At 63.8% G+C, this 15,427-nt stretch carries 27 protein-coding genes; 6 read left to right on the forward strand and 21 right to left on the reverse strand.

What is annotated here, in order from left to right:
- Nucleotides 1–31 precede the first annotated feature (31 nt).
- A complete protein-coding gene (locus ACZ1JX_RS05880) occupies nucleotides 32–2,314 on the forward strand; it encodes a ribonuclease R family protein (RefSeq protein WP_465125821.1) in 2,283 nt (760 codons plus the stop codon).
- Here the strand turns inward: ACZ1JX_RS05880 and ACZ1JX_RS05885 are convergent, their stop codons facing one another.
- A complete protein-coding gene (locus ACZ1JX_RS05885) occupies nucleotides 2,315–2,773 on the reverse strand; it encodes a universal stress protein (protein ID WP_465125822.1) in 459 nt (152 codons plus the stop codon).
- A gap of 168 nt (nucleotides 2,774–2,941) precedes the next feature.
- On the opposite strand from ACZ1JX_RS05885, the gene ACZ1JX_RS05890 reads away from it, so the two are divergent.
- The 3 genes from ACZ1JX_RS05890 to lpdA are packed head-to-tail and all read left to right on the forward strand — an operon-like array spanning nucleotide 2,942 to nucleotide 6,060.
- A complete protein-coding gene (locus tag ACZ1JX_RS05890) occupies nucleotides 2,942–4,225 on the forward strand; it encodes a pyruvate dehydrogenase complex dihydrolipoamide acetyltransferase (protein ID WP_465125823.1) in 1,284 nt (427 codons plus the stop codon).
- A gap of 22 nt (nucleotides 4,226–4,247) precedes the next feature.
- Complete coding sequence (locus ACZ1JX_RS05895; protein WP_465125824.1) at nucleotides 4,248–4,634, forward strand: acyl-CoA thioesterase; 387 nt, start codon at nucleotides 4,248–4,250, stop codon at nucleotides 4,632–4,634.
- A gap of 13 nt (nucleotides 4,635–4,647) precedes the next feature.
- Nucleotides 4,648–6,060: a dihydrolipoyl dehydrogenase gene (lpdA, locus tag ACZ1JX_RS05900; protein WP_465125825.1), complete on the forward strand. Its 1,413-nt coding sequence runs from the start codon at nucleotides 4,648–4,650 to the stop codon at nucleotides 6,058–6,060.
- An 87-nt stretch (nucleotides 6,061–6,147) separates the two neighbouring features.
- On the opposite strand, the gene ACZ1JX_RS05905 is transcribed toward lpdA, so the two are convergent.
- The gene (locus tag ACZ1JX_RS05905) at nucleotides 6,148–6,678 is read right to left on the reverse strand and encodes a hypothetical protein (protein ID WP_465125826.1); all 531 of its coding nucleotides are present in this window, start codon (nucleotides 6,676–6,678) and stop codon (nucleotides 6,148–6,150) included.
- A gap of 275 nt (nucleotides 6,679–6,953) precedes the next feature.
- Between ACZ1JX_RS05905 and ACZ1JX_RS05910 the strand changes: the two genes are divergently transcribed.
- Nucleotides 6,954–7,097, forward strand: a complete 144-nt coding sequence (locus ACZ1JX_RS05910) for a hypothetical protein (RefSeq protein ID WP_465125827.1) — start codon at nucleotides 6,954–6,956, stop codon at nucleotides 7,095–7,097.
- A gap of 116 nt (nucleotides 7,098–7,213) precedes the next feature.
- Here the strand turns inward: ACZ1JX_RS05910 and ACZ1JX_RS05915 are convergent, their stop codons facing one another.
- The 7 genes from ACZ1JX_RS05915 to ACZ1JX_RS05945 form a co-directional block, all read right to left on the reverse strand.
- Nucleotides 7,214–7,411, reverse strand: coding sequence for a helix-turn-helix transcriptional regulator (locus ACZ1JX_RS05915; protein ID WP_465125828.1), 198 nt, complete (start codon nucleotides 7,409–7,411; stop codon nucleotides 7,214–7,216).
- Entirely contained in the window at nucleotides 7,408–8,190 is a 783-nt protein-coding gene (locus ACZ1JX_RS05920; RefSeq protein WP_465125829.1) for a DUF6551 family protein, read from the reverse strand. Before ACZ1JX_RS05920 ends, ACZ1JX_RS05915 begins: the two co-directional genes overlap by 4 nt.
- Before the next feature lie 86 nt (nucleotides 8,191–8,276).
- A complete protein-coding gene (locus ACZ1JX_RS05925; protein ID WP_465125830.1) occupies nucleotides 8,277–8,831 on the reverse strand; it encodes a hypothetical protein in 555 nt (184 codons plus the stop codon).
- Complete coding sequence (locus tag ACZ1JX_RS05930) at nucleotides 8,824–9,582, reverse strand: hypothetical protein (RefSeq protein WP_465125831.1); 759 nt, start codon at nucleotides 9,580–9,582, stop codon at nucleotides 8,824–8,826. Before ACZ1JX_RS05930 ends, ACZ1JX_RS05925 begins: the two co-directional genes overlap by 8 nt.
- A 25-nt stretch (nucleotides 9,583–9,607) precedes the next feature.
- Nucleotides 9,608–9,937 (reverse strand): hypothetical protein, encoded by a 330-nt coding sequence (locus ACZ1JX_RS05935; protein ID WP_465125832.1) that lies wholly within the window; start codon nucleotides 9,935–9,937, stop codon nucleotides 9,608–9,610.
- Nucleotides 9,930–10,508, reverse strand: a complete 579-nt coding sequence (locus tag ACZ1JX_RS05940) for a J domain-containing protein (RefSeq protein ID WP_465125833.1) — start codon at nucleotides 10,506–10,508, stop codon at nucleotides 9,930–9,932. The genes ACZ1JX_RS05935 and ACZ1JX_RS05940 overlap by 8 nt, the downstream gene beginning before the upstream one ends.
- Entirely contained in the window at nucleotides 10,505–10,819 is a 315-nt protein-coding gene (locus tag ACZ1JX_RS05945) for a hypothetical protein (protein WP_465125834.1), read from the reverse strand. Before ACZ1JX_RS05945 ends, ACZ1JX_RS05940 begins: the two co-directional genes overlap by 4 nt.
- Nucleotides 10,820–10,830: 11 nt before the next feature.
- Here ACZ1JX_RS05945 and ACZ1JX_RS05950 point away from each other — a divergent pair, with 11 nt between their 5' ends.
- Nucleotides 10,831–11,022 (forward strand): hypothetical protein, encoded by a 192-nt coding sequence (locus ACZ1JX_RS05950; protein WP_465125835.1) that lies wholly within the window; start codon nucleotides 10,831–10,833, stop codon nucleotides 11,020–11,022.
- Between the two features lie 11 nt (nucleotides 11,023–11,033).
- Here ACZ1JX_RS05950 and ACZ1JX_RS05955 read toward each other — a convergent pair whose 3' ends face one another.
- From ACZ1JX_RS05955 to ACZ1JX_RS06010, 12 genes are read right to left on the reverse strand one after another with little or no spacing between them, the layout of a single operon-like run.
- Nucleotides 11,034–11,540 (reverse strand): hypothetical protein, encoded by a 507-nt coding sequence (locus ACZ1JX_RS05955; RefSeq protein ID WP_465125836.1) that lies wholly within the window; start codon nucleotides 11,538–11,540, stop codon nucleotides 11,034–11,036.
- Nucleotides 11,537–11,806, reverse strand: a complete 270-nt coding sequence (locus tag ACZ1JX_RS05960) for a hypothetical protein (RefSeq protein WP_465125837.1) — start codon at nucleotides 11,804–11,806, stop codon at nucleotides 11,537–11,539. The genes ACZ1JX_RS05955 and ACZ1JX_RS05960 overlap by 4 nt, the downstream gene beginning before the upstream one ends.
- On the reverse strand, nucleotides 11,803–12,798 hold the full coding sequence (locus tag ACZ1JX_RS05965; protein ID WP_465125838.1) for a phage Gp37/Gp68 family protein: 996 nt from the start codon (nucleotides 12,796–12,798) through the stop codon (nucleotides 11,803–11,805). Before ACZ1JX_RS05965 ends, ACZ1JX_RS05960 begins: the two co-directional genes overlap by 4 nt.
- Nucleotides 12,791–13,171, reverse strand: a complete 381-nt coding sequence (locus ACZ1JX_RS05970; RefSeq protein ID WP_465125839.1) for a hypothetical protein — start codon at nucleotides 13,169–13,171, stop codon at nucleotides 12,791–12,793. The genes ACZ1JX_RS05965 and ACZ1JX_RS05970 overlap by 8 nt, the downstream gene beginning before the upstream one ends.
- Nucleotides 13,168–13,572: a hypothetical protein gene (locus tag ACZ1JX_RS05975; protein WP_465125840.1), complete on the reverse strand. Its 405-nt coding sequence runs from the start codon at nucleotides 13,570–13,572 to the stop codon at nucleotides 13,168–13,170. The genes ACZ1JX_RS05970 and ACZ1JX_RS05975 overlap by 4 nt, the downstream gene beginning before the upstream one ends.
- Nucleotides 13,569–13,706 carry a hypothetical protein gene (locus ACZ1JX_RS05980; RefSeq protein ID WP_465125841.1) on the reverse strand — a complete coding sequence of 46 codons (138 nt, stop codon included), beginning with the start codon at nucleotides 13,704–13,706 and terminating at the stop codon, nucleotides 13,569–13,571. The genes ACZ1JX_RS05975 and ACZ1JX_RS05980 overlap by 4 nt, the downstream gene beginning before the upstream one ends.
- Entirely contained in the window at nucleotides 13,706–13,930 is a 225-nt protein-coding gene (locus tag ACZ1JX_RS05985; RefSeq protein WP_465125842.1) for a hypothetical protein, read from the reverse strand. Before ACZ1JX_RS05985 ends, ACZ1JX_RS05980 begins: the two co-directional genes overlap by 1 nt.
- A complete protein-coding gene (locus ACZ1JX_RS05990; RefSeq protein WP_465125843.1) occupies nucleotides 13,930–14,217 on the reverse strand; it encodes a LuxR C-terminal-related transcriptional regulator in 288 nt (95 codons plus the stop codon). Before ACZ1JX_RS05990 ends, ACZ1JX_RS05985 begins: the two co-directional genes overlap by 1 nt.
- Nucleotides 14,217–14,639 carry a hypothetical protein gene (locus tag ACZ1JX_RS05995; protein WP_465125844.1) on the reverse strand — a complete coding sequence of 141 codons (423 nt, stop codon included), beginning with the start codon at nucleotides 14,637–14,639 and terminating at the stop codon, nucleotides 14,217–14,219. The genes ACZ1JX_RS05990 and ACZ1JX_RS05995 overlap by 1 nt, the downstream gene beginning before the upstream one ends.
- Nucleotides 14,636–14,929: a hypothetical protein gene (locus ACZ1JX_RS06000; protein WP_465125845.1), complete on the reverse strand. Its 294-nt coding sequence runs from the start codon at nucleotides 14,927–14,929 to the stop codon at nucleotides 14,636–14,638. The genes ACZ1JX_RS05995 and ACZ1JX_RS06000 overlap by 4 nt, the downstream gene beginning before the upstream one ends.
- The gene (locus ACZ1JX_RS06005; RefSeq protein WP_465125846.1) at nucleotides 14,929–15,165 is read right to left on the reverse strand and encodes a DUF2312 domain-containing protein; all 237 of its coding nucleotides are present in this window, start codon (nucleotides 15,163–15,165) and stop codon (nucleotides 14,929–14,931) included. Before ACZ1JX_RS06005 ends, ACZ1JX_RS06000 begins: the two co-directional genes overlap by 1 nt.
- A complete protein-coding gene (locus ACZ1JX_RS06010) occupies nucleotides 15,158–15,346 on the reverse strand; it encodes a hypothetical protein (protein ID WP_465125847.1) in 189 nt (62 codons plus the stop codon). Before ACZ1JX_RS06010 ends, ACZ1JX_RS06005 begins: the two co-directional genes overlap by 8 nt.
- Nucleotides 15,347–15,427 lie beyond the last annotated feature (81 nt).

Raw genomic sequence — 15,427 nt, forward strand, 5'->3', positions numbered from 1 at the left:
CATCACGTGGCTTAGCGACCACATGCCCGGGATGGCTAAATTCAAGTTTCCGCAAGTTCTCCCGACGCGCCAGCAGGTGCTCGATTTCATCGCCCAGTCCGACGAGCCTGCGGGCAAGCGCGAGATTTCCAAGGCTTTCGGGCTTAAGGGGGCGGAGAAGATCGCGCTCAAGGCGCTGCTCAAGGACATGGCCGAGGAAGGCCTGATCGACGGCAACCGTAGCGCATTCCACGCGATGGGCGGCGTGCCCAAGGTGACCGTGTTGCGCATCGTCGAGATCGACGAGGGCGAGCCGGTGGCCATTCCTGACAGCTGGAGCCCGGAAGATGCCAGCCCTCCGCCGCGGCTGCGAGTGGTGGAACCGCGCGGGAAGCAGCGCGATCGCAATGCTGCGCTGCGCGTGGGTGATCGCGTGCTGGCGCGGACCGAGGAGGCGGGCAAGGGCTGGATCGCCCATCCGATGAAGAAGCTGCAGGGCGGCGAAGAGCAGATGATGGGTGTCGTCGAACTTGACGGCACCGGCAAGGGCTGGCTCGCTCCGGTTGACAAGCGGGTTCGCAATGCCGTTCCGATTTCCGACCTTGGTGGGGCCGAAGAAGGGCAACTGGTTCTCGCCGAACCTGCCGGTCGGTCACCGCGTTCGGGAATGCGTGTCGTGGCGGTGCTGGGCGATCCGCTGGCGCCGCGTGCGTTCAGCCTGATCGCGATCCACAAGCATGGCATTCCCTTCGTATTCCCTGAAGGCGCGATTGCCGAGGCGGAACTGGCGGCTAAGTTGCCGGTCAGCGAGGAAACGCGCGAGGATCTGCGTCATTTGCCGATCGTTGCCATCGATCCTGCCGACGCACGCGACCATGACGATGCGATCTGGGCAGAGCAGGACGGGGAAGGGGGCTTCCGTGCGGTCGTGGCGATTGCGGACGTCAGCTATTATGTGCGGCCGGGCGGGCAGACGGATCGCGAGGCGAGGAAGCGCGGCAATTCGGTCTATTTCCCCGACCGCGTCGTGCCGATGCTACCCGAAGTGCTTTCGGCGAAGGTCTGCTCGCTGAAGATGGGGGCGGACCGGGCGGCGATGGCTTGCCACCTGTCGATCGACAGTTCGGGTCATATCCGCGAATGGCGGTTTACCCGCGCCGTGGTGCGGATCGCTGAAGTGATTGCCTATGAGGAAGCGCAGCGGCGGATCGATGCCGGCGAGGCCGAGGCGCATCTGCAGAACTTGTGGGCTGCGTGGCGACTGCTGGAGAAGGCGCGCAATGCGCGGGATCCGCTGAACCTCGAACTGCCCGAGCGGCGCGTGGTGCTCGATTCCCAGGGCAAGATTGCCGAGATCGCGATTCGCGAGCGGCTCGATGCGCACCGCGTGGTCGAAGACTTCATGATTGCGGCAAACGTGGCGGCGGCCAAGGCGCTGGAGGCCAAGGTTGCCCCGGTGGTCTATCGTATCCACGAGCCGCCGAGCCGGGAGAAGCTGGTAGCGTTGAAGGACTACCTCGCCACGTTCGAGCGCAAGTTCACGCTGGGTCAAGTGGTTACGCCATCGCTGTTCAACCGGATGCTCAAGGACATTTCGGACGAGGCGGAGAAGGCGCTGATCATGGAGGCGGTGCTGCGCAGCCAGACGCAGGCCTATTACGGGCCGCGCAATGCGGGGCACTTCGGGCTGGCGCTGGGTTCTTACGCGCACTTCACCTCGCCGATCCGGCGCTATTCCGACTTGCTGGTGCATCGCGCTCTAGTCGATGCCTATGGGCTGGAGCAGCCGCGCCCGAAGGCTGACCTGCCGCCGACTTCGGGGCTTTCGGACCGGGACCGTGGCGATCTGGCGCGTGTGTCCGAAGCGATCAGCAACGCCGAGCGGCGGGCGATGGAGGCCGAGCGCGATACCATCGACCGGTACGTGGCGGCGTGGCTCTCGGGCAAGGTGGGCGAGGTGTTCGATACGCGCATTACAGGGGTGCAGAAGTTCGGCCTCTTCGCGACGATCATCGGGCTGGGCGGGGACGGGCTGGTGCCGGTCTCGACGCTGGGGGCCGAGCGGTTCAACTATGACGAGAAGGCGCAGCGGCTGATCGGGGAGCTGAGCGGTGAGGAGTTTGCCATGGGGCAGATCCTCAAGCTGCGGCTCGCCGAAGCGAATCCGCTGACCGGGGCGCTCAAGTTCGAGCCGGTGGATGTGGCCGAAGGCGTGCAGCGGATCGAGCGGCGTGGCGAAAAGCTGGGGCACAAGCCAAAGCGGCAGGGCAACTACGTGCCGGGCAAGCACGGGCGGCCGTCCAACATCCGCCACCAGGGGCGCAGGAAGAAGTGATCAGCTGAAGCGGTCGACTTCCTCGTCCGGCAGGGCGCCGGGGACAATCATCAGCGGGCAGGGGAGCTGGCCTGCAATCCCTGCGAAGTGAGTGACCAGCGGGCCGGGGTTGTTGCCGCCCGAAGCGCCGAGGACCAGTGCCGAGATCTCCGGATGTTCGGCGAGGTATTCGCGCACGACCTTCGGGCCATCGCCCTGGCGGACGGCGATGACCGGGGTCAGCCCGGATTCGCTGGCGAGACTCCCGGCGGCTGTCATTGCGAGAACCTCGGCCCGGTCGCGCGCTTCTTCCTCGATCGTGGCCTGCACGCCGCCGAACGCGACGAACTCCTGTTGCGGCACGAGCGCGAGGATATGGACGGCGCCGCCTGTGCGGACGGCACGGCGCGCAGCGAAGCGCAAGGCTGCCTTAGCCTCGTCGGTCTCGTCCATGATCACCAGATAGATGCGTTGCGACATGACCTTTGTCCTCTCGAAACCCTCGTATCGGCAAATTCGTATGCGGTGCAAGCGGCAAGCCACTTGACCCGACGCGCCATGCTGGTGAAATGGGCCTGACAAAAGATGCAGGAGAGGTTTCCGCTACGGCACCTCTGCTTCGCGCCATCAGGACACGGAAAAACGCCCATGCCCATCGCCATCAAGATGCCCGCACTCTCGCCCACGATGGAAGAGGGAACTCTGTCAAAGTGGCTGGTGAAAGTGGGCGACAAGGTTTCCTCCGGCGACATCATGGCCGAGATCGAGACCGATAAGGCGACGATGGAGTTCGAGGCGGTTGACGAGGGCACTATCGTTTCGATCGACGTGGCCGAAGGCTCGGAAGGCGTGAAGGTCGGCACCGTGATCGCGATGATTGCGGGCGAGGACGACGATGCGAGCGCGCCTGCCCCGAAGGCGGCGGCCCCGGCACCCGCGCCAACTCCGGCTCCCGCACCAGAACCTGCGCCTTCAGCCGCCCCTGCGCCGGTGGTTGCTGCTCCTCCGGCTGCCAAGGGTGATCGCATCGTCGCCAGTCCGCTCGCCAAGCGCATTGCAGCAGACAAGGGCATCGACCTTTCGGGCGTTGCAGGCTCCGGCCCGAACGGCCGAATCGTCAAGGCCGACGTCGAGGATGCAAAGCCCGGCGCTGCTCCTCCGGCTGCCATTGCTGCCCCTGCAGCCGCACCTGCCGCTGCGCCAGTCGCCGCATCGGCACCGGCTGCAGTTCCAGACTTCGGCATCCCCTATGAAGCGGCCAAGCTCAACAATGTTCGCAAGACCATCGCGCGCCGCCTGACCGAGGCGAAGCAGACGATCCCGCACATCTATCTGACGGTCGACATCCAGCTCGATGCGCTGCTCAAGCTGCGCGGGCAACTGAACAAGGCGCTCGAGGCGCAGGGCGTGAAGCTTTCGGTGAACGACCTGATCATCAAGGCGCTGGCCAAGGCGCTGGTGCAGGTGCCCAAGTGCAATGTCAGCTTTGCCGGCGATGAGTTGCGCAGCTTCAAGCGTGCCGACATTTCGGTGGCCGTTGCTGCGCCTTCGGGCCTGATCACGCCGATCATCGTCGATGCGGGAGCCAAGTCGGTCTCGGCCATCGCCACCGAGATGAAGGCGCTGGCGAACAAGGCGCGCGAGGGCAAGCTGCAGCCGCACGAGTATCAGGGCGGCACGGCTTCGCTTTCAAACCTCGGCATGTTCGGAATCAAGAGCTTCGATGCCGTGATCAACCCGCCCCAGGCGATGATCATGGCGGTCGGCGCGGGCGAGCAGCGGCCCTATGTGATCGATGGCGCGCTGGGCATCGCCACGGTGATGTCGGCGACCGGCAGCTTCGACCATCGCGCAATCGACGGCGCGGACGGTGCCGAACTTATGCAGGCGTTCAAGAACCTGATCGAGAATCCGCTGGGTCTGGTTGCCTGATCCTAGTTGCAGGGGTGAAGAGATGGCCGATCCGCTACCATCAGGCGAACCGGCCATCCGCATCACGGCAATGCCTGCTGATGCCAATCCTGCCGGCGATATCTTTGGCGGGTGGCTGATGGCGCAGATGGACATGGCAGCAGGCATCGTTGCGGCACGAAGGGCCAAGGGCCGTGCCGCCACGATTGCCGTAGAGGGCATGACCTTCCATCACCCGGTGCACGTGGGCGATGAAGTTTCCGTCTATGCGCACCTGAGCAAAGCCGGGCGCACTTCGATGACCATCGATGTGGAAACCTGGCGGCGGGCACGCACTGGCGAAGATCGCCAGAAAGTGACGCAAGCACGATTCTTCTTCGTCGCAATCGACGACGAACGCAAACCGCGGCCTTTGCCGCAGACAGACTGACAGGAGCATTTGCGTGGCTGACCAATATGACGTCATCGTCCTCGGATCGGGCCCCGGTGGCTATGTCGCGGCGATCCGCTGCGCGCAGCTCGGGCTCAAGACGGCCATTGTCGAGCGTGAGAACCTGGGTGGCATCTGCCTCAACTGGGGCTGCATCCCGACCAAGGCGCTGCTGCGCTCTGCCGAAGTGCTCAACCACATGAAGCACGCAGCGGCCTATGGTCTTGCGGCTGACAACATCCGCGCTGATCTCGACGCGGTGGTCAAGCGTTCGCGCGGCGTTGCCAAGCAGCTCAATCAGGGCGTCACGCACCTGATGAAGAAGAACAAGATCACCGTGCACATGGGCAACGGTGTCCTGAAGTCTGCGACCTCGGTCGAGGTTACGGGCGACAAGGGCAAGGAAGTCATTTCCGCCAAGCACGTGATCGTTGCCACGGGCGCCCGCGCACGTGATCTTCCTTTCGCCAAGGCCGATGGCGAGCGCGTGTGGACCTATCGTCATGCGATGACGCCCAAGGAAATGCCGGGCAAGCTGCTGGTCATCGGATCGGGCGCGATTGGCATCGAATTTGCCAGCTTCTACAACGATATGGGCGCCGAAGTTACGGTCGTCGAGATGATGGACCGCGTGGTGCCGGTCGAGGACGCTGACGTTTCTGCCTTCCTCGAAAAGGCGCTGACCAAGCAGGGCATGAAGATCATGACCAGCGCAGGTGTCGAAAGCCTTGCTGTCTCGGCTTCGGGCGTGAAGGCGAAGATCAAGGGCAAGGACGGCAAGGTCGTCGAAGGCGACTACAGCCACGTGATCGTCGCGGTTGGCATCGTGCCGAACACCGAGAACATCGGCATCGAGGCGCTGGGTGTGAAGGCAGAACGCGGAATCATCGCGATCGACGGTTATGGCCGCACCAACGTAAAGGGCCTGTGGGCCATCGGCGACGTGACGCCGGGGCCCTGGCTCGCGCACAAGGCAAGCCATGAAGGCGTGATTGCAGCCGAAGCCATCGCGGCAGAACTCGGCAACAAGGACGTCCACCCGCACCCGATGGATCGTGGCAATATCCCCGGCTGCACCTACTGCCATCCGCAGATCGCCAGCGTGGGCCTGACCGAGGCCAAGGCGAAGGAAGCGGGCTATGAACTGAAGGTCGGCACCTTCCCGTTCATCGGCAACGGCAAGGCCATCGCGCTTGGCGAGCCCGAAGGCTTCGTGAAGACCGTGTTCGACGCCAAGACCGGCGAACTGCTCGGCGCGCACATGATCGGCGCGGAAGTGACCGAAATGATCCAGGGCTACGTCGTGGGCAAGACGCTCGAGACGACCGAGGCCGAACTCATGCACACGGTCTTCCCGCACCCGACGATCAGCGAATCGATGCACGAAAGCGTGCTTGCGGCTTACGGGCGGGCGATCCACATCTGAGGGCTCCCGACGGGCTTGAAGGCAAAAAGAAAGGCGCGGACAGGAGAACCTGCCCGCGCCTTTTTGCATTCAAGGTTCAACGCCCGGTCAGTTCGCCGCAGGCGTGGCTACCGGTCCAGCCTGAGCAGGGACTGCGACCGGCGTCGATACCAGCGTACCGGACATTACTCGCGCAGCCGATTCAGGAACCATGAAATTCAACGGTTCCGCAGTCCGGGCGCGCAATTGCTGACCGTTCACAATCGTTGCAGATCGGCCGGTGACAAAGGCTGAGAATACGCCGACGGCAACCGCTGTACCAACCGTCGCGCCAGTATTGCCCTCACCTTCCTGACGATGGTTGCCGGTGAGTGAGACGCGCTTTCCGCCCATCTCAAGCCAATCAAAAGATACTTCCATCTTGCCCGATTTGCCGAAGGCGCCCTTGTTGGTCATCCAGGTGACAGTACCTTCGCCCATGGTTCCCTTGGGGATCATCACGTAGCCGTCCTGCATCACATCAAACACGGTGGAGATCCGGAACTTGTAGCCTTCCTTTAGCTTTTTGCCCTTGGTCGTCAGCGTATCGTTCGGAGTTACAACAACCTCCGAATTCGGGGGCAGGACGATTTGACGCATAGCCGGTGCTGCCGGTGCTGCAGGAGCTGATACTGCAGCCGTTGTCGTAGCGACAGGTGCGGAAGTCGCATCTTGCGCAGATGCGATCGATGGTGCGGCCGCAATTACTGCGGCCACCACAAATGTAGTTCGAAGCATTATTGAAATTTCCCTTCCTGTTGCCCAGGACGGAGTTCCACACGACTTGTCGAAAAACAAGCACAGAATTCGACAAGTTGCGTCGAGCAAGGAACAACTTCCACCTCCCGCGCTTTCTGTCGGCAAGGAGAGGTTCATTGGAATTCGAAATTGAAGAGCCCTTCAATCCGAACCCGTGGCAAGCAGCATGGCACCGCCAAGTAACGTCACCGGGGAAACAGATTTATCGAGACGAGATGTGCGTCAAGGCCATCGAGATTCCGGAGTCCGAGGAGCCGTGATCCAAGGGATGTGTTGGCGGACAGGGTGGAGTTCGAACTTCACTGTATTTGCTCCCGGAAAACCGTGATTTCTTGAAGGCTGGAGGTGTGCGATGCCCCCGCAGATGCCCCTGCTTTCACTGGTGCGTGAAAGGGCGGCTGGCCTGCCAGGCGTCGATTTCGTGCTGCTGCCAGGCGACGGCGCGCAGCCCGATGCGCCGCGGACGGGGGAACTTGTTCTCGTCCATGAGCCGGTAGATCGTCGTGCGACTCAGCCCGGTGCGTCGCTCTACTTCTGGCCGACGCAACAAGGGGCTGATGACTTGCTCGCTCATGCGGCGGCTGCCTCCTCGTCCTGCTCGGCCGCGGCATCGGCGTAGCACTGGGTCACAGCGCGCACTGCGGCACGGTTACGATGGATGGCATTTTCGGCAGCTACGTGGGCGATCTCTTCCGCCCATTCTGCTTGCGACAGACCGCTGATCACCACCTCGAGCAGTTCGTCGTCACGCGGAGAGAGCTTCAGCTCGGCGATCGCGCCGACGATGCCCGGGAAGATCGTGCCGGCATAGCGCAGCACCTCGCCGTCGAACGCGTTGCCAATGATCTTCAGCGCGCGACCGACGAGGGCGCCGCCGTGGGTCTTATAAGCCTTCTGGATGCCGGAGATGTTAGAAAGCTGTCCGGGCTTCCAGGCGGTAAAGTTGGTGTGCGGCGCAAGCGAGAGGCCAGCATTCCCGAGCAGGCGGGTGATCGCCAGCGCATTCTCGTCCATGCCGCTCGAGACGGCGGCGCGAAAGAGATCCAGCGCGCCAAGCGGGCGGCGTTGCTGGTTGAGCTGGGCAAACGCGCGCGCTTCCTCGGCGACGCTGCCAAAATCGTAAACCGAGCACGGCAGATCGTAGAGGTCACCCCTCAGACGTGCCGCCATCAGCCGGTGCTGCCCGTCTACGACGTAAAGCGAACTATCGCTTCGACGCGATACCACGAGCAGTTGGAACAACGACCAGTCCCAGGATGTGCCGATCTTGATGATCAGCGCCCTGCTCGAGCCGTTCTCGACAGAGCGCTGGTAAGTCTCATCGACCTGCAGTTCGCCGATCGTGCAGTTCATCAGCGTCGGCCGTCGCCCCAGAATAGGGTTGATCTTCAAACGGCCCTTCGTGGGCGTCCGTGAGTGGTTGGGGGAACGAGACGCAATCATGACGCGAAACTCCTTTCCGGCTGGCTGGAATCGGGGAGAGGGCAGGGCATGAAGACGAAGCGGAAGGCGATCACCGCCGGGTTGGCGCGGTATTGCAGGCGCTGCAGCTGGGTCTTCGAGCTCTGCTGCAGGGTGAGGCCAGCGTTCCAGGCAGCGGCGAACTCGTCGATCGAGCTGAAGCCTTCGGCGGCGATATCTTCAGGCGGGGTGTCGTGAAGGCGCTCAAGCGCGACATGGGTCACGACCAGGTGAACGCGATGCCAAAGCTTCGGCATCTCGCGCGCGAACCGGCGGCGGCCGAGATCGTCGACGGCGTAGTCGGGTAGATCGGCGTGGTCGGCCGCGTATACCGGACTGGCGCCGCGATCGAGCGCCTGCGTCGGCGCGATGTGTTCGAATGTTCTGGGCAGGTAGAACTGCTCACGGATCCACAGGCGATCGCCGGGCTTCAACGTCGAAAGCCGACCTTGCGGTCGGCGCAGTCGGGTGACCTCGTCCGCGAGGAGCGGGCGGATTGTCGGCGCGATCACCGTCACGGGATGGTCAGCCATTTGCGGCCTTCCTTTGCAGCTGGGGGAGATCGCGGGCGCGGATGAGCTGGCCTGCCAGATGTGGGGCTACCTTGCCTTCGATCAGATCGCGGGCACTGGCACGCGGGGCTGGCACGGGCAGGACATCAATGTTCCGGCGGGTGATGGTGAAAGTGTAGGCGACGACGCGGGGGTTATCGTCCCAAAGGCTGCCCGGCCGGTCGTTCAGTTGATCCCACAGATCTGCGTAAGCTTCGATCGGATCGCTAATCCATGGGAGGAAGTCCGCCGCGCGAAACAGCGTCGATACGAGAGGCCGACCGCAGTCGTCAGCATCCGCGTCGAGTTCTTCCTCTAGACCCTCAGCCTTAGCATCCGCCTCGCTGATGTCTTGCAGCTGCTGCATGCGCACGTCGGTGATCGTCAGGAACAGGCGCGAGGACCAACGCGGGGCATAACGTGCCGGGCGCCAGCGCTGGGGGAGTGCGCCCCAATCGATGATGGCCTTGCGGCCGAAGGCCTGCAGGACGGCCATGTAATCGGGCGCGAAGCAGTAGTGGCTGCCGCCCGCCGCGTAGTCGATCCAGCCCGGGCAGGGCTCGGCCTCGTGCGGCCATCCCTCACTGGCATAGGGCGAGATCCGGAACGTCTCGCGCACGTATACGCGATCACCGATCTGCAGGCGGGGTTTCTTGCCTTCCGGCAGCAAGCGCCGGGTCTGCCCCTTGCGGCCGTCCCACAACGCCCGCACCATGGGCGTGCTGAAGATCATGCCCTGGATTGAGCAGGGGCGGGCGCTACGCATCGAGATCCAGCCCCATGGAGCTCGCTTCATCACGCAAATGTGCGAGCCGATCGCGTGCTTGCATTTGCATGATTTCGAGCGCCGCTTTGAGCGCAGGCCCTTCGATCCTGTGAGAGAAGAGTGGGCGGTGTTCGAGCGGATCGTCCGGATTCTCGGCGGGAGAGCGGAACGTGATGCAGAGTCGGCCAGTGACGTCTCCGAATACCAGCGCGCGAAGGGACTTTGCCTCTTCCGATATCTCGTTCGCCCGGTTGAGCTGACTGGCCTTCAAGGCAGCGGGACCCCGGATCACGTCCGGGGTGACGGGATTGGGATCAGACATTGTAGGTGCGCTCCTTGAAGGCTTCGTCGCGGGCGCGGTTGATGCGCGCGGCGGCTTCAGTGGTGCCGCCGGCGTCGGGGTGGGCCGCGCGGATCTTGTCGCGGTAGGCGGCTTCAATTTCTGCGCGGCTGGCGGCGCGATCGACGCCGAGGACTGTCCACCACTGATCGGCGGCAGAAGGTGCAGGCAGGGCGGTAAAGCCCTTGAATGTCTGCCGGACGACGTGCAGCCCGCCGTGGCGCATTTCGGTGCGGCGCGCCTCAAGGATGTGGTGAATCGCCTGCAGGTTGCATTCGACTTTCTCGTACCGATCGACCGCAATGCAGCGATGTTCGCCGTCCCATGTGAACCAGACGGCGACGCCGGGATCAGCCGGGCGATTTGCCCCGAGGGTGACGTTGCTGCTGATCACGACGTCGGACAGCTTTCGCCCGCTGTCAGATCCGAACAGGCCGAGCGAGGACTGCACGTTCTTCAGCGCTGCCGGAAGCGCGGTACGAAAAGCGCTGGTGGTGCGTCGTTCATGTCGCGGCAGACCATCGGGCCAAGTGAGGGGGAAGGCCGCAGTCATGACGGCTGTTGGCCCGCGCACTGCTGGAGCTCATTGGCGATCTGTCCACGCCCCATGACGATCTCCATCATCACGCCGGCAACTAGCCCTTGGAATGCTTGGTCGAGATTGTCGGAATTCGTCAGCAAGGCAGCGCCACCAACGGTTGCGATCAGGACCTGCTTGCCGATCTTCGCGCAGATAAGCGCACCCTCCTCGGGAGAGACGCCAGCGGCTTCCATCTGAATCAAGTGACGCCTGAAATCGGCGATCAGCTTGCTGGAAATGTGCTTCGTCATGTCGTCGACGATATGCTTGCGGATCTGTGTCATGCGCACTTGTCATGCTGTTGGGCGCGTCCTTCGGCAGGCTCAGGGCGAGCGGACGGGCGTTTGGGTCGGGCGGGTCTGGCGAAGAGGAAGGTGAGCTGGCGACCGTCGCGCGGGTGATCGGCATCGAGAGCGCGGCACTCGCTGCAGCGGCAATACGTGTGCAGGGCTCTGCTACGGCCTTTGGCCTCCGCAACCGCTGGTGAATGCAGCGGCTTCATGCGACCGCTTCCGTCGCAGGTGCGGCTTCGGCTGGATCGGTCCAGAGTTCATCTGGCTGTTCGGGGAAATGGTAGCCAGCCGCGCGCATACGGGGGCCGACGACGGCGTTGAGGTAGCCGCGGCAAAGGCGGAGCTTCTGCGGCTTCTCGCCGTCTGCAGGGTAGGCAAAGCCGTGGCTGCTGTTCGGGTCGATCGGAACGCCCTTGTGGCAGTAGAACCTCGCGCCCATGCGCAGCTCGTGGAGCTTCCTGCCCCAGGCGATGCTGTCGGCCCGCTCGGGCGAACCCTTGCGGAAGGCGCAGTTGTCGCAAGGCTGCAGGAACGCGCCCAGTGGTTCGTGCTTCGGATCGAGCAGCTGCTCGGGGTCGAATGGCTCCCAGCTCACCCGGCAAGCGGGGTTGCAGCAGGTGCGGAGGACGGTGGCATAAAAGCCGGTGATGGCCTGCTGCACATCGGCCGTGTTGCGCGAGCCGCAACGCGGGCATTGATCGGCGCCCTTCATTGAGGGGGTCCTTCCATGTCCATGGGGTGAAGAAAGTTGCCGGTGGCGGCGCTATGCGCCTTCAGGTGATCCCTGACCTGACGGTCCCAGCGTTCGAGATCGTGATCGTACTTGTTGAGGATCGCCAAGGCCGGGGTAGCGCAGCCCTTGCCCACATGACGGGCCTGGGCGACATCGATGTCGAGTTCTCGCGCCCGCTTTGCGAGGCGGCTGGCCTCGGCGAGCAGGGCGATGCAATCGGGGCAGGTGGGGGCGAGCGAAGTCACGCGGCAAGCTCCCGCGCGGCTGGTGTCTTCTTGCGGGGTTCGAGTTCCCACTTGAACAATTCGGGGTAAGCGTCGTGCCTTCTGCCATCGAGGAGACGGCCAGCTTCGCGACGTCCGAGGCGGACGCTTTGCGTGGCCTCGTGGAAGGCCTTGCCCTTGAGCAGCAGCTTCTGGTCGTTGGTTAGGTGATCGCGGCCGATCCATTCGCCCCATTGCTTGAACATGAACGGGATGCCAGCCGTGGCACACTGATCGCGCAGCGAGGTGAAAGCGGCCGATGACACTGAGCGCGCGCCGCTGCCGCTTTCGCCGCCGGCGACGATCCACTGGATCTCCGGCTGCTTCCAACTGGGCAGATCATTCCACAACGGGTTTGGCAGGTACTCCGCGATCTGGATGGGCTCGAGCAGTGGCTCGCACGAAAGCCAGCGCAGGGCAGCGGGTGTTGCCAGGAGATCCGGAATGCGTTCGTTGGCGCGCTTCTGGTCTTCGACGCTGACGCCGAGCCAGACGTTGGGAAGCGGCCAGGACCATTTTGCCGAGTCCGGGAGAAAGCCGAAATGGCGGCACCAGCCGAGCACGCGTTCGGCGAGGTGGTTGTTTTCGAAGTACCGTCTCATCCGGTCCGACCGCTTGGTCAGGATCAGGTGGCGGTGATGCGGGGTGAGGGCGGCGATCGCCAGTTCGCGGTCAACCCATTCCTGCGGTACCGCCGGGTGGAACGGATCGCCGTGGGCGTTCCAGAAAATGCGCTGCGGCTTGGTCCACTTGATCGGCTTCTTCAGCCATTCCTCGTTGAGCCGGACAGCGCCGGTCCAGACATGCTCGCCACCGGGTCCGGCCTGCGTGAGGCCGCGCGCAGGATGATGCGGGCGGTTGTTGCGGCCCGCGCGCATGGCATAGCAGCGCTTGCACCCGGGCGAGACGACAGAGCAGCCGCTGATCGCGTTGATGGTGGCATGGCACCACTCGATCGAGGTGCCCTTACCCATGGGCCGTGCCCCCGGTGGGAGACGGCTGGTACCCATGGGCCGCGTTCCGTTCGAGCTGGCGCATCGCAGCGCCTGCGACCGACGTGGCGCCGCCCTTCGGCCAGTTCGTGCCCAGCCGCCGTTCGGCGATGCGTTGCCAACTGGCGAGCAGGCGCGCGCCCTTGTCGGCGGTGCAGCTCCCGGTCACGCCACAGCAGCGGAAGACGTTGGTGCCGTTGACGAAGCGGACGCTGGCGCCGTGGTGCTGCACCAGCTGCTCGACCTGGTCGACCACGGCGACACCACGGGCCTGCATCGTCTCAAGACGATCAAGCGCCTCGGCCAGCGCCAAGCGGGAAACCAGCGACGACTGCGGGCAATCGGGCGCGTTCACGCATCATCTCCCTGGTCGTAGCCAAGGAATGCCGGGGCGAATGTCGGCTCCGGCTCTTCGGGGATCTGGGGCTGGACGCAGGTGGGCAGTTCGTGGCGGTACCGCGCGCGCATGGCCCAGGCTGTCGCCGGTGTGCACGGCGTGAAGCGATAGAGCGATGCGCCACCGAGCAGCACCGGCGGCAGGAGCCAATCACCGAAAAGCGGTTCGATCTTCAGGAACTGCGCGCCGAAGGCTTCGACCTGTTCGAAGCGGCCGACGAAGCGCGCGTGGCCGAGCTGCTCGACCACAGCGTACTGTCCGGCTGGCAGCGCGGTTTCCGAGATGTGCACGGGTTGTGCGAGTTCGGGCAGCACAGAAAGCGGCACGCCGGTTGCCGGCGCGGGTGACTCTGCGGTCATAGGTACCTCGGGAGCGTGAGAAAGCCGGCGAAAGCGGCGAGAACACCGAACAACACGATGACAAAGGCGGCGCCGACCGCTGCAGCGAAGACCAGGCCGAGCACGGCCTCGATCGCGGCGACCAGCGCGCGCATCAGGCGGGCACTCCCTGCCAGATCGGAGCGACCATCATCGCGAGCACGATTGCTGCAAGGATCACGCCGGGCACGACGAGCAGGCAAGAGACGAGATCGCGGCCATCGTCTGACAGGCGGAGAGGGGTGAAGGCCCGACGCATGCGCTGAATCGGGCCTTCGTTCCTTGCCGGGTGAACAGACGGGACCCGGCGCGGAATGGTGATGAGGGCGGGCGGCGTCATCAGCGCGAACCCAGCGCTGTATCGAGCCGCTGGCGCATGTCCTCGACTTCGGTTTGCAGGGTAGCAAAGCGTTGCTTGAACACCAGCGACACCGCGTGGATCGAGCTTTTTGCTCCCATCCGGGCAATGGCGCGCATCCGGTGGACTTCGACGGTCCGCGCGCTGACGCCGAGGGTCTGCGCGATGTCCTTGTTCGATTGCCCTTCACAGAGCAGATCGAGGACCTGCTGTTCGCGAGGCGAAAGCTTGGTGGCTTTTTCAAGCGGTGCGATAGACGGGCCGGGCATCACACGCGCTCCGGCTGGCGAGCGAGGCGCTTTTGCAGATCCGTGAGGAAGGCGCTGTCGGCCGCTTCAGCCTTGTCCGCGACGGGCTGCAGCTTGCGGAACTGGGTCGCTTCCCAGAAGCCTTTGAATCCCTTGAACGCGAGAAAGATCGCAGTTCCGCGATGCGGGTGCGGCATGATCGCCACGTGAACGACGATGAAAATCTGGCCCTTGGTCGGCCCAGGTGCCCGGATTAGGCCGATGTTGGCGGGAATGCCCCAACCGATTTCGTTGATGCACTCGGCCTGATCGCCAGCCGCCCACGACTTGTCTTCGCCGGGTGCTTCCGGTGCGGGCGGCGGGCTGTTCCCGGCCTGGCTGTTCGTCTTGCCCTGGCGGCGAGAGAAGATGCGCAGGATGCGCTTGGTGAGGTCGGCACTCACAGCAAGCACCCCATCGGCGGTTCATCGTCCCGGAGGAAAGGTGCGACGACGAAATCGACAGGGCCGAATATCGGATCGCGAACCGTTACAGTGGCCTTGTCCCAACCGTTGGAATGCCTGAACGGCAAGCGCATCTCGTTGCCTGCACCTGTGCAAACTATGTGCTGTCCGTCGATCGACTTGAGATAGACCCAGTGAAATGCGTATGGAGCATTGAGGCTCGCGCCTTCCAGCATCCCCATATTGGCTTCGGCAAACGTCTTGACGTAGCGCCCCTCGATCGTGCCCATCACTCGATCCCCAGCGCGTTCTTGTAGGTATCGAGCACCGCTTCCATTTCGCGGCGATCGTCGGGCTTCATCTTCCGAAGCCGGACGATCTGACGCATGATCTTGGCGTCGTACCCGGTGGCCTTGGCTTCGTTGTAGACATCCTTGATGTCGTCCCCGATGCCCTTCTTTTCCTCCTCGAGGCGTTCGACGCGCTCGATCAGGAGGCGCAGGCGATCGTCTGCTGACTCAGCCATGTGCCGCCTCCGCCATTACAAGGAGAGCAACGATCATTACCGTGCCGACCAGGCCGACAAGGCCAGTGAGAAGGCGGATGCGGGCGTGGGCGCGATCAGCGGACCATCCCCCTTGGGCGATTTGCTGGGTGGTTTCGGCCTGCAGGGCCTCTGCGAAGGGCAGATCCTCATTGTCTGTCATGGCGAACACTTTCGGCAGCAGAAAACCGCCACCGGAAGCGAGGATTGCGACCGGAGCGGTTAGCATCGTTGGGTTGGGAGA

The organism is Novosphingobium sp. BL-A-41-Hi4A-0G (genome assembly GCF_055521735.1).